The sequence below is a fragment of the Pelotomaculum sp. PtaB.Bin117 genome (assembly GCF_002067195.1).
GTDB lineage: Bacteria > Bacillota > Desulfotomaculia > Desulfotomaculales > Pelotomaculaceae > Pelotomaculum_D > Pelotomaculum_D terephthalicicum.
Genome location: NZ_MVQM01000172.1, coordinates 1 through 11,794, shown reverse-complemented (window position 1 = coordinate 11,794; position 11,794 = coordinate 1). Strand labels below are relative to the sequence as shown.

At 44.4% G+C, this 11,794-nt stretch carries 11 protein-coding genes and 3 tRNA genes; 10 read left to right on the top strand and 4 right to left on the bottom strand.

The window, feature by feature from the left end; translation table 11 throughout:
- Positions 1-288 precede the first annotated feature (288 nt).
- The 5 genes from A4E54_RS14320 (at position 289) to A4E54_RS14305 (ending at position 3,603) form a co-directional block, all read left to right on the top strand.
- The gene (locus tag A4E54_RS14320) at positions 289-678 is read left to right on the top strand and encodes a Mu transposase C-terminal domain-containing protein (protein WP_286726509.1); all 390 of its coding nucleotides are present in this window, start codon (positions 289-291) and stop codon (positions 676-678) included.
- Positions 671-1,471, top strand: coding sequence for an ExeA family protein (locus A4E54_RS14315; protein ID WP_240082173.1), 801 nt, complete (start codon positions 671-673; stop codon positions 1,469-1,471). Before A4E54_RS14320 ends, A4E54_RS14315 begins: the two co-directional genes overlap by 8 nt.
- Positions 1,468-1,725 carry a hypothetical protein gene (locus A4E54_RS14310; protein WP_240082174.1) on the top strand — a complete coding sequence of 86 codons (258 nt, stop codon included), beginning with the start codon at positions 1,468-1,470 and terminating at the stop codon, positions 1,723-1,725. Before A4E54_RS14315 ends, A4E54_RS14310 begins: the two co-directional genes overlap by 4 nt.
- 72 nt (positions 1,726-1,797) lie before the next feature.
- On the top strand, positions 1,798-2,223 hold the full coding sequence (locus A4E54_RS15955) for a dual OB domain-containing protein (protein ID WP_502687945.1): 426 nt from the start codon (positions 1,798-1,800) through the stop codon (positions 2,221-2,223).
- An 813-nt stretch (positions 2,224-3,036) separates the two neighbouring features.
- The gene (locus A4E54_RS14305; protein ID WP_240082177.1) at positions 3,037-3,603 is read left to right on the top strand and encodes a flavin reductase family protein; all 567 of its coding nucleotides are present in this window, start codon (positions 3,037-3,039) and stop codon (positions 3,601-3,603) included.
- A gap of 557 nt (positions 3,604-4,160) precedes the next feature.
- On the opposite strand, the gene A4E54_RS14300 is transcribed toward A4E54_RS14305, so the two are convergent.
- A tRNA-Leu gene (locus tag A4E54_RS14300) sits at positions 4,161-4,246 on the bottom strand.
- A gap of 557 nt (positions 4,247-4,803) precedes the next feature.
- Here A4E54_RS14300 and A4E54_RS14295 point away from each other — a divergent pair.
- Positions 4,804-5,733: a methyl-accepting chemotaxis protein gene (locus A4E54_RS14295; RefSeq protein WP_282442279.1), complete on the top strand. Its 930-nt coding sequence runs from the start codon at positions 4,804-4,806 to the stop codon at positions 5,731-5,733.
- A 53-nt stretch (positions 5,734-5,786) separates the two neighbouring features.
- Positions 5,787-7,346 (top strand): methyl-accepting chemotaxis protein, encoded by a 1,560-nt coding sequence (locus tag A4E54_RS14290; protein ID WP_240082220.1) that lies wholly within the window; start codon positions 5,787-5,789, stop codon positions 7,344-7,346.
- Between the two features lie 106 nt (positions 7,347-7,452).
- Here the strand turns inward: A4E54_RS14290 and A4E54_RS14285 are convergent.
- Positions 7,453-7,528, bottom strand: a tRNA-Gln gene (locus A4E54_RS14285).
- An 11-nt stretch (positions 7,529-7,539) separates the two neighbouring features.
- Positions 7,540-7,616: transfer RNA gene (locus A4E54_RS14280), tRNA-His, on the bottom strand.
- A 544-nt stretch (positions 7,617-8,160) separates the two neighbouring features.
- On the opposite strand from A4E54_RS14280, the gene tig reads away from it, so the two are divergent.
- The 3 genes from tig to clpX are packed head-to-tail and all read left to right on the top strand — an operon-like array spanning position 8,161 to position 11,379.
- The gene (tig, locus tag A4E54_RS14275; RefSeq protein ID WP_286726507.1) at positions 8,161-9,477 is read left to right on the top strand and encodes a trigger factor; all 1,317 of its coding nucleotides are present in this window, start codon (positions 8,161-8,163) and stop codon (positions 9,475-9,477) included.
- A gap of 47 nt (positions 9,478-9,524) precedes the next feature.
- Positions 9,525-10,115, top strand: coding sequence for an ATP-dependent Clp endopeptidase proteolytic subunit ClpP (gene clpP / locus A4E54_RS14270; RefSeq protein WP_240082222.1), 591 nt, complete (start codon positions 9,525-9,527; stop codon positions 10,113-10,115).
- A gap of 13 nt (positions 10,116-10,128) precedes the next feature.
- Positions 10,129-11,379 (top strand): ATP-dependent protease ATP-binding subunit ClpX, encoded by a 1,251-nt coding sequence (gene clpX, locus A4E54_RS14265; protein ID WP_240082223.1) that lies wholly within the window; start codon positions 10,129-10,131, stop codon positions 11,377-11,379.
- Between the two features lie 120 nt (positions 11,380-11,499).
- On the opposite strand, the gene A4E54_RS14260 is transcribed toward clpX, so the two are convergent.
- Positions 11,500-11,794 (bottom strand): helix-turn-helix domain-containing protein (locus A4E54_RS14260; RefSeq protein ID WP_286726506.1); only part of this gene is annotated, 295 nt, incomplete at its 5' end.

Sequence of the window (11,794 nt, the reverse complement as noted above, 5' to 3'; positions counted from 1 at the left end):
ATCCAAAGTCAGCTCACGTTTTCGTAGAGCTATTTTTTGTTTTATTGACTTTGGATAATTTACTATTCATTATGTAGAGCTCTACATAATACCGGCAAGGTTGAAAAGTTTAACCAAACTGTCGATTCCTTCTTACGGGAATCTGCTCTGGAGAAACCGCAAACATTAGAAAGACTGAATGAATTATTCCAAATCTGGCTTTCTGAATGCTACCAGAATAAGCCGCACACTGCTCTGAAAAGCAATATGAGCCCGGAAGCCGCCTTTCACAGTGACAGCCATCCCCTTATGTTTATCGAACCCCATGTTTTGGCTAATGCTTTTTTACACTGTGAATCCCGTAAAGTGGATAAGTCCGGTCGTATTAACTTTATGAGCAAAAAATATGAAGCGGGCTTAAGCTTCATTGGCTGCACAGTGGATGTCGTTTATGACCCGGCGGATATTTCCGAGCTTACGATCGAATATGAGGGCTATACCCCTTTTAAAGCGAAAGAACTAACCATCGGTGAACGTGTCGGCAAACGTTCGGGATTACCGGAGTATTTGCAAAGAAAGCCCGCGGATTCTTCTCGACTGCTTACTGCCGCTGCATCTAGGAATAAAGAAAGACAAAACCGTCAAAACCAGGCGATCTCCTTTCGCAGTGTAGGAAAGGAGGATGGCCGTCATGTTTGAATCCTTTTACAACTTAAATAAGGTTCCGTTTTCCAGGGATATTCCCACTGAATATTTATATAAATCGGCTGTCTTGGAGGAAACCCTGGGCAGACTTGAGTACGCGGCCGAACGCAGATGGTTTGCGGTAATTACCGGAGACTGCGGGACAGGCAAAACGACCACTATCCGCTGTTATGCTGAAATCTTAAACCCCGCCAAATTTAAAGTGCTCTATATCTCCGACTCCAGGCTTACCCCGCGTCATTTTTACAAAGGAATCTTAGAGCAGCTCGGACATGAAGCGAAATTTTACCGGGGCGATGCCAAGCGTCAGCTGCACCGGGAAGTGGAACTGATGCAGGTGGTTCACCACCAGCAGCCGGTTGTGGTCGTAGATGAAGCCCATCTTTTGGATAAAGAGATGCTGGAGGAAGTCCGCTTTCTCCTGAACATGAATATGGATGCCCAAAGCCCGATGGCCCTTATTCTGGTAGGGCAGACAGAACTCTGGGACCGGCTGCAATTACAGTCTTATGCCGCGATTCGCCAGCGGATTGATCTTCAGTGCAAGCTGAACTACTATGACCGCGCTGAAGCAGGTGCCTACATCAGGCAGCATTTGGCTTATGCCGGCGCCACCCAGGATATCTTTTCCGACCAGGCCGTTGATGACATCTACCGCTTTTCCAGCGGAACCGCCAGACTGATTAACAAAGTATGTACCCACGCCTTGATGTATGGCGCTCAAAACGGACACCGTATCATTGATGACCGGATGGTGAAACGGGTGATTGAGGGGGAACTGTCATGAGCAGGCCTTTATTAAGCTTGGAAGATTACTTTATCCACACCGGCTTTTACGATTTGCTGCCCTTAGCCACTCAGTTGGCGGAGGAGTTCGGTTATGCGCCAAGCGAAATGATTGAAGCTGTTTGCAAGGTTTACGATAAGCTTAAGCAGTATCCGCCCACCCGCAACAGAACAGCCTGGTTCAAATTGGTCTTTAAGGAAAAGCTCCATGAAGCCAGAGAGGATATTTTAACATTTAAGGCGATGGACAGGTAAGTTTTCTTACCATCTGACGGACAGACTGACCGACTTTCTTTTTCGGTCAGTTTATCCGGCAGATTAGGGACAATTAACACCAGCTATTTCTGGACATTTTGCGGGAGTATTAACACTTTTCTCTTTTATGATGCTGATAAATCTATTGAAGGTGCTTATTTAAAAAGCTTAAATAAGGCAGATAGGTACTCACTCATTCTGATTTCACCAGAAGATATTTGTGTACATGTGAAACAATGGTCTGATAATGGAAAGAAAAAGGTAACAATGAGCTTTAATTATAGCGGAATCCGTTATTGGTATGTGAGCATAACAGATACTGAGTTCGAAAATATATATCTACAATATCCAGATGGAAATTATAATTATCGTGAAAATTGCTTGCTTGTTGTGAGTTTACGGGATATGTATACAGATAAAAAGCATTATAAACCCGCTGGTGCCGACACTGTCGGTGTCGGGCAGACCAGACTGCCCTGGCTGGCCTTAAAGGCTTGACTTTGTAAGTCAGCCAGCCCGGCCAGACTGCCCAGCACTAGGGTCCTGTCCGGGTCATTCTCCGTGGTCCTTCAACCCCCAGCACCCGGAGCCCCCGACCCCAATCATGGGGGTCGGGGGCTCCGGGTGCTTCGCTGTGCCGGTGTAGACAATCGCCTCCCTTTTCTTCCATTGTACTGCAGCTCCGGCCCCCGTCGGCGCGGCCTCCGTGAACCTCCCGGGCAACTGTCAAGGGTACGCTCAAAAAAATATTTTTTAGTTTAGCCCTGGACTCTGGGTAAAAAATATTTTTTTGAGCCCGCCGCTAGCGGGTACTGGTTGCTGCCCATGCCAGGCTCCAGAGTTTGTTGCCGCGCCGGCCGCGCTAGGTCTAGTGCTGATAGTTCCGCTTCGACCGGCAGTTGCCGGTTTTACATAATGGCGGGCGGTTGCCCACCAAGGTATCAGGCGCTGATACATACATGGTCAAGATTTGTGCAGTTCGAGGAAGCTTACAAATTGTAACAACCGTAACTGGCACATTTTGTTATTTATACGCAATAAGGATCTGTCGCAGTAAAATGCTGGAAAACCCATGTTAAGACAATTATAGAATAAAAAAAGCCGATTTTCCCTATGATAAGGATAATCGACTTTCTTATTTTTCGAATTATATAGATGCCCATGAAAATTAAAAAAATGGCATATAGGCTTTGGGGTATACCACAACAGTAGCTTAACTCACAAAAAAGAAAAAGTCTATTCTTTTTTTGGGATTTCAATTATATTTTTAATGCTGGCTTCCAAGCAAAATAAAATTTGGGAGGTTTTAATGTGGAAAAAGTAAAAATCAAAAATTATCCTATGGTAAGTCCTGCTCCAACTGTCCTTATCGGAGCCGATGTAAATGGCAAACCTAACTATGCCACCGTTGGAGCATTTGGTGTGGTGTGTCTGGAACCAGTGTTTTACATCTCATTAAAAAGCACTCATTATACAACTATTGGGGTTAAGGAAAATGGATATTTTAGTATCAATGTACCCTCGGCAGATATGGTTCAAATGACAGATTATTGCGGTATAGTATCGGGAAAAACAACAGATAAGGCAATTGTGTTTACTCCGTTTTATGATGAACTTGAAAAAGCTCCCATGATTAGCGAATGTCCGTTGAATTTTCTCTGTAAGATCATTCATAGCATTCCTATTTGCGGCTTTGAAGTGTTCTTTGGGGAGATAGTTTCTACATACCTAAATAAGCAATGCTTGACAGACGACAAGCCTGACCCACTAAAAATCAATCCGATGATTATGATGGGTGCCAGTAACTTTGATTTAGGTCGGGCTGTGGGGAATGTGTTTAAAGAAGGTGTAGAATATAAGAAATCACAAAATATATGATAAATATAAATAATGTCAGTAAGAATATTGTTAATTGGCATTTTAAGCTCATGCGACATAACCAGATACTAATTTTACTATGGAAACCCGTTAAGGCGCTTACCCTTAAGACATTTTTGCAAACATCATTCTTAGGTAAGGAAGTTCAGGCCAGGCGGTTGCCCGGCCCTTTGGCTGGCGGGGATAAGGCAAGCTTAGGCCGGTTCTGGGGGTCTGCCGGCTCCGCTCAGCCGCTATGCCGGGGCAGCTTCGCCTATCGGGCGCGCTGCTTCCCGACGTGCTCAGCTGTCACACGAGGATGATGTAAATAATTAAACGAAGGTTATTTTTTTACTCTGGATACTAACGATAGCGTCCTGTCGATACTGCCAGGATATTTGTTTGTGTTACTAGGCTTGTCACCTTAGCGGTTAATGGGTAAGAATGTTGCTTTCAGGGGTTTACAGATACTGATAGATAATTAGGTTTTAATTAAAGAGAGAAATGAAAATGTTGGATAAAATGTTAGATAAAATGCAAAAATAAAAGGCCTCCGTTTTCGAAGGCCTTGATTTTCTTGGTGCGGGCGGCGGGAGTTGAACCCGCACGAGGTTGCCCCCACTGGATCCTAAGTCCAGCGCGTCTGCCATTCCGCCACGCCCGCTTGTAATTACATATATATATATAGATATATACAGAATTTTTTATTTCAAAAGTACGGGTTCAAAAGAGTTGCTAATCTAGTTTACTACACTGGATTTTTTTCTGTCAAGGTATACCAACACATACCATTTAGCAATAGATAAAAGAGAAGTGACAATTAATACTGAAAAGAGTCAAAATATTTTTAATTATCCCCTTTTTTAGAACAACTGCTGAAGGATAATTGGTATTTTTGTCGAAGTAATTTTTAGGAAATAAATATTGCCGTATTCTTCCATGGGTATCCTTTAATATTTGTTGAAGCGTATACCTGCGGCAGATGATTGTTATGGTTTCTATGCAGCAATAAAGCGGGATAACAGGCTGGAATAATTGATATGTGAGTGAGGATGGCATCTGTTCTTAATTGAAGGAAGGTGACAGCACACCTAAGTAGAGAATTATATAAGGTGTTGTTATGATGTAGAGTCCATCGGTGCGAGCCGGTAAACACAAATCTGTGCTCTGGATTGTTATAGCTTAATAATGCCATGATATTGAGATAGGAGGATAAACTATATGCTGTGGAATAAACCTCAGAAAAAGCTTGATAATTATCTTGCTAAAGACGGACAACCCGCTGTGGTGCCACCATCAACCGCATCAGACGAAATTCCGGGGTCTGCAAAAAAAGATAGCATTATTGATTTAGTAGTTAAGCTTGCTCCGATTATCCAGGAGATGGTTCCGATGGACTGTACGATTGGTGTGTCGGACAGGGAAAAGTTTATTTATTACCTGCCCGGCCAGGAGATTAACTTTGGGTCGAAGCCTGGAGACGCGATTCCTAAAGGCAGTGGATTGTATGGCGCCGTCAGTACCGGAAGAACCATTGACACAGTGGTGCCCAAGGAAGCTTATGGCGTGTCTTTCAAGTCAAGAGGGCTGCCGTTGAAAGACGACAGCGGGCAGGTTGCTGGGGCGGTCGCTTTTGGTTTGAGTCTTAAAAACCAGGAGACATTAATTGAGGTGGCGCAGAATGTCGCGTCTTCAACGCAGCAAACTTCCGCTACTGTTGAAGAACTTGCTTCATCCGCCCAGCAGTTGGCCGGCAGTCAGGAAGTTCTCGAAAACCTGGGTAAGGAGGTGTTGGAGCAGGTTAAGAAAACAGATGTGATTCTTGGATTTATTCACGAGGTGGCTGACACATCAAATCTGCTGGGGCTTAACGCGGCAATAGAGGCGGCAAGGGCTGGAGATCATGGGAGGGGGTTTTCGGTTGTAGCTGAGGAAATCCGCAAGCTTTCAATAAAAAGTGCGCAGGCCGTCAAGGAAATTAGAGATATCCTTGCCATCATAAATGATAAAGTGCTGGTAATGTCAGAAAAAGTTGTCGAAGCGGCAGCCTTGAGCGAGGAGCAGGCAGCGGCTACCGAGGAAATATCCGCGGCCATGCAGGAACTGGCTTCTTCAGCCGGAAAACTTGAGGAAGTTGCTTCGGTAATATAAATAAATATAAATAATTAAATGACCCCGGGAGAGGTATGGGGGAGGGGATATAGTTGAATCTTGGGATTAAAGGTAAAATATTTCTTTTAATAATTCTATTCGGTGCTTTTATGCTTGGGATAGTCATATTTGGTTCCATCTCAATGACTAGCATTGACAAAAATTATTCAAATCTCCTGGAAAAAGATGTTAAGGTTGCCCAATCAACTTTGGCACTGCAAGGTCATCTATATAAGGTGGGATATACTGTACGCGGATACTTTATTGAACCGAGTGACAACAATCTAAACCATTACCGGGAAGCTGTCAATGAATTAAAGGAGCAGCTGGCGTTTCATAACAACAATAATCTTGTTAGTAACAAGGAAGCCTGGGCACAATTCGAAAACGGCATAAACAATTATGTGAGCTTAGCTGACGGCATTGTTGCTTCGGTTCAGCGGGGAGTGACGCTTCAACAGCTCAGACCGCAAATTGCCGAGGCTGGTACTGTTATGGCGGATTTGGAAGGAATTATCCAAAATTCTGTTAACTCGTATAATAGTAACATCAATACCCGGAGCCAGGAACTGGACCGTGAAGCCGGCAGGACCGTGGTTACTTCATACGTGGTAGGCACTATTGTAGCCTTTATTATGCTGGGTCTCGGTTATTGGTTTGCCACCGGCATTGCCAGACCGATCGTATCTTTAGTCAAGACGGCGGGTGTTGCTTCGTCCGGTGATTTAACAGTGCAGATCACGGCCGGTTCTAAAGATGAGGTGGGCACGCTGGCCGGGGCTTTTGGTGACATGGTTGGCAATATGCGCTTAATGGTGCAGCAGATAAACGAAAAATCCGATATGGTTGCCGATTCAGCCCAGCAATTGACGCTTAACGCGCAGCAAACGGCGGCCGGCGCCAGCGAGACCGCTGCCGCCGCGGGTGAAATTGCCACTACCATTGAACAGGTTTCGACCAGTATTCAGGAAATTTCGGAGGCATCGCAGTCTGTAACCGAGCAGGCCAACGCGGGTAACAGGGATATTATCAATGTTAGTGAGCAAATGAGGAATATTGCCAAATCGTCTGAAGATGTTTCCAAAGTGATAAACGACTTGAGCAAAAAATCACAGGAGATAAATCATATTGTCGGTTTGATTACAACCATTGCCGATCAAACCAACTTGCTGGCCCTTAACGCGGCTATTGAAGCGGCCCGGGCGGGCGAACAGGGCATGGGATTTGCCGTCGTGGCTGAGGAAGTGAGAAAGTTAGCCGAACAGTCTGCCGATGCTACTAAAGAGATAAACAATCTGGTTAACGCCATTCAGGTTGAATCACGGAAAGCGGTTGAGGAGACGGAAGAGAGTGTCAAAGTGGTTGAGTCGGGCACTAAGATAGTCCAGGGTGTAGGTGAAGGATTCAAGACTATTATTGAAGCAATACAGGGTTTGACAGAGCAAATCCAGGATGTTGCCGCTGCGGCGGAACAGGTATCGGCGGGAGTACAAAATGTAGCGGCATCCACCGAAGAACAAACCGCTGTCATGGAAGAGGTTTCGGCTTCTACTGAGACCCTGTCCAAGCTGTCCGGAGAACTGGATGAATTAGTAGGCAAGTTTAAAGTTTAATTGATGAGCATGATAAAAATGATTTAAACAGTAATCCCGTATCACTTTGATAATGATACGGGATCTCTTTTTAAAATCATTGTGTGCTTGTTCCAGAACCTTAATATGGCTGGGGCGGCTGGATTCGAACCAACGAAATGCCGGTGCCAAAGACCGGTGCCTTACCGCTTGGCGACGCCCCAGTAATAATGAGTGGGGTGGGTAATGGGACTCGAACCCACGACCCCCAGAGCCACAATCTGGTGCTCTATCCATCTGAGCTATACCCACCACGTTGCCAATATGATGCTGTCAAAGTTTCCCCAAATATCCGCAAAAGTTATGTTAACAAATAATAATGGCATTGTCAAGAAAAAACCATTTGATTATTTGAGCGGATGTTTATATTATTACATTAAATTAATATAGATGCAAATGGTTTTGGGTAAAGTCAATATTTAAAGAAATTCTTTTTACCAGTTGATAATTTTCACCGGTGCGGATATAATTGAAAAGTAATATAATACCGCCTTGCGACGGTAGTATTGCAGCGTTTGGTTCTTGTCAGCGGCGCGGCAGGCGGGTGAGCCCCACCGGTAATAAGAAAATGATTGGTGCCAGGGCTTTTGTATGCCTTGGTTTTTTAGTTGTATTTTAAGGAAAGAGTTTTGAAGGAAAGAATATGGTAATTGTAGAATAATTTATTAAAGCGGTTAGAATATTATTACAGGTATTTTATGGTATTCATAATCAACGGAGAGGGTGTGACTTTTCTATACAGCAATTGTCTAAGTAAATTACTAGAATGCAATCAAACTTTTAAGGAGGAGCATACATGAAAGCTAACGCGGAAAGGATAGAAAAGAACACAGTTCTCCTTGAGGTAGAGGTGGATGCCGAACTATTCTCACAGGCAGTAAACAAAGCCTACCGCAATATAGTGAAAAAAGTTAACATACCGGGTTTCCGCAAGGGTAAAACTCCGCGGCATATTCTTGAGCGTTATATTGGTAAAGAAACTCTTTATGAAGAAGCAGTGGAAGCCTTGGTGCCCGAAGCTTATCTTGACGCGGTAAAGGATACCGGTATTGAACCTGTTGCTCAGCCTCAAGTTGAGATTGTGCAGGCTGAAGAGGGCAAGCCGGTGGTGTTTAAGGCCACTGTAATGGTAAAACCGGAAGTAGAACTGGGCCAGTATAAGGACTTGGAAGCAGTTAAACAGTCCTATGAAATTAAAGAAGAAGATGTGCAGAAAGAACTTGACCGGCTGCAGAACAGCCATGCCAAGCTGCTGACTTTGGAAGAAGGCGCTGTGGCGAAAGATGACATAGCGGTAATTGACTTTCTTGGAAAAGTGAACGGTGAGCCCTTCAAAGGAGGAGAAGGCAAAGACTATTCCCTGGAAATTGGTTCCGGTTCCTTTATTGAAGGATTTGAAGAGCAAGTAATAGGCATGACTATTAATGAGACCAAGGATATCCAGGTGACTTTCCCCGAACAATACCAGGCGGAAGAATTAGCCGGTAAGGAAGCCACTTTTACCGTAACAGTGAAAGAAATAAAAAGAAAAGAACTGGCGCCTTTGGATGATGAGTTTGCCAAAGATGTCAGTGAATTTGATACTCTTCAGGAATTAAAGGATGATATTAAGAATAAATTAATACAAGCTGCTGAAAGCAGGGCAAAATTCACGCTCCGGCGGGAACTGCTCAATAAAGCTGTCGACAACGCTGTTACCGAAATTCCGGACAGTATGATTGAACAGCAAACCAAAGAAATGCTTGCCAATATGAGTAACAACTTTGCCAGACAGGGTCTTTCGATGGAGGATTATCTCAGTTATTCCAAGTCATCTATGGATAAGATAAGAGAAGATATGCGTCCGGAGGCTGAACGGAGCGTTAAAACTTCTCTGGTGATGGAAACTATTAGTAAAGCTGAAGGTATTACGGCCACTGAGGAGGAAATACAAGTGGAGATTGAAAAAATCGCTTCAGCATACCGTCAGGATCCCGAAGAATTTCGTAAGGCTCTTGAAAGTGAAGGCAGCTTTGATTTTATTAAAGATAATATAATAAAAGAAAAAACATTTCAATTCTTGGTCGATAATGCGAAGATAATTGAGGACACGAACGTGCAGGATGCGGAATAGTAATAGAGGAAGCAAAGCAAACAGGTTGTTGGGAGGAAAAGATTAAGATGAATCTGGTGCCTATTGTTGTAGAACAAACTAATCGCGGGGAAAGGTCATATGATATTTATTCCCGGCTGTTAAAGGATCGCATCATTTTTATCGGCGGGCCGATAGATGATTACGTTGCCAATCTGGTGATTGCTCAGTTCCTGTTCCTTGAGGCGGAAGATCCGGAAAAAGATATTCATCTTTATATTAACTCTCCGGGGGGAGTGGTTACTGCCGGGATGGCCATTTACGATACCATGCAGTACGTTCGTCCGCCCGTTTCAACCATTTGCCTGGGCCAGGCCGCCAGCATGGGGTCGTTTCTTTTGGCCGCTGGAGAGAAAGGTAAGCGTTACGCCCTTCCTTACGCCAGGATCATGATTCACCAGCCGCTGGGCGGGGTCCAGGGTCAGGCGACAGATATTGATATTCACGCCAAAGAAATTTTGCGGACAAAGGATATTTTAAATGAAATCCTCTCCAGACATACGGGCCAGCCTTTAGATAAAATAGCCAGGGATACCGAACGGGACTTCTTTATGTCGGCACAGCATGCTAAAGAATATGGTATTATTGACGAGGTGTTCGATGTCAGGAAGCAAAGGTAAAAGAGGTGGAAATATGTTTAACGATAAAGGGCAGTTGAAGTGTTCCTTTTGCGGTAAGCTTCAGGATCAAGTAAAAAAACTGGTAGCTGGCCCTGGTGTTTATATTTGTGATGAATGTATTGAATTGTGCAATGAAATTATTGAAGAGGAACTCAGTGAAGACCTGGGCTTGGAACTTGGCGATATACCAAAGCCGAAAGAAATCAAAGAGATTCTGGACCAATATGTAATTGGACAGGAGAATGCGAAAAAATCATTGGCGGTTGCTGTTTACAATCATTATAAACGGATCAACCTCGGCGGTAAAATTGACGATGTCGAATTGCAAAAAAGCAATATAGTGATGCTGGGGCCTACCGGAAGCGGTAAAACTCTTCTGGCCCAGACCTTGGCCCGTCTGCTGAATGTTCCTTTTGCCATTGCCGACGCCACGTCCCTGACTGAGGCCGGTTACGTGGGCGAGGATGTGGAAAACATCCTGCTGAAATTAATCCAGGCTGCGGATTATGATGTGGAAAAAGCGGAAAAAGGCATTGTATATATCGACGAGATTGACAAAATCGCCCGCAAGTCGGAAAATCCGTCGATAACACGTGATGTTTCCGGAGAAGGCGTTCAACAAGCACTGCTGAAAATACTTGAAGGCACTGTGGCCAGTGTCCCGCCTCAAGGCGGACGCAAGCACCCCCATCAGGAGTTCATCCAACTGGACACCACCAATGTTTTGTTTATTTGTGGCGGAGCTTTTGACGGGATTGAGAAAATCATTGAGAACCGCACGGGCAAAAAGTCGATGGGGTTCGGCGCTGAAATCAAGCCCAGGAAAGAAATGAAAATAGGGGAAATCCTCAGCAATATACTGCCGGAGGACCTGCTTAAATACGGACTTATTCCTGAGTTTGTCGGCAGGTTGCCGGTTATTGTCACCTTGGATGCCCTCGATGAGGAAGCATTGATCCGTATCCTCACCGAACCGAGGAACGCGCTTGTTAAACAGTATGAGAAACTGTTTGGCTTGGATAATGTTGCCCTTGAGTTTGCCCCGGAAGCGTTGAAAGCGGTTGCCGAAGAAGCGCTCAGGCGCAACACCGGCGCCAGGGGCTTGCGGTCTATTTTGGAAGAAGTCATGCTGGAAGTGATGTATGATATTCCGTCACGGGATGACATCGCCAAATGTATTGTTACCAGGGAAACAATTCAGAAAAAGGAATCCCCGCGCATCATCGCTCTGGACCGCAAGAAGAAGAAGGAAGAAACGGCTTAAGTCGCGCCGGAGTTGTTATTCGCGAAAGAAAGCTCCTGACGGGAATAATTCCGCAGGGGCTTTTTTCATCACTAAGGCGTTTCTGTTTCTTCCACTTCAGACAGGCAGCCAATGTTTCGGTTATTTATAGTTTAGTTTTAAGTAGGATTCCATTACCTCTTTTAAAAATGTTACATGTTTTACATCATTTGTATTTGTGAGCAGGTCATACAGTTCATATAAAGCCTCTTGAAATTCATCTTTAGGCACTCGAAGCAGTATATCTGGCGTAACTCCTAAGATTTCTGCTATTTTAGCCAAAGTCAGTAGTGAAGTATTTCTTTGGCCTCTCTCAAGATAACCCAGATATGAGCCGGTAATACCTAAACTATGTGATAATTGTTCCAGTGTTAAATCTTTTTCCTTGCGGTACCGG

Bases quoted from the DNA above. Each gene is read 5' to 3' on its own strand.
- A4E54_RS14320 (WP_286726509.1), top strand. From the start codon at position 289: ATGTTTATCGAACCCCATGTTTTGGCTAATGCTTTTTTACACTGTGAA.
- A4E54_RS14315 (WP_240082173.1), top strand. From the start codon at position 671: ATGTTTGAATCCTTTTACAACTTAAATAAGGTTCCGTTTTCCAGGGAT.
- A4E54_RS14310 (WP_240082174.1), top strand. From the start codon at position 1,468: ATGAGCAGGCCTTTATTAAGCTTGGAAGATTACTTTATCCACACCGGC.
- A4E54_RS14295 (WP_282442279.1), top strand. From the start codon at position 4,804: ATGCTGTGGAATAAACCTCAGAAAAAGCTTGATAATTATCTTGCTAAA.
- tig (WP_286726507.1), top strand. From the start codon at position 8,161: ATGAAAGCTAACGCGGAAAGGATAGAAAAGAACACAGTTCTCCTTGAG.
- clpP (WP_240082222.1), top strand. From the start codon at position 9,525: ATGAATCTGGTGCCTATTGTTGTAGAACAAACTAATCGCGGGGAAAGG.
- clpX (WP_240082223.1), top strand. From the start codon at position 10,129: ATGTTTAACGATAAAGGGCAGTTGAAGTGTTCCTTTTGCGGTAAGCTT.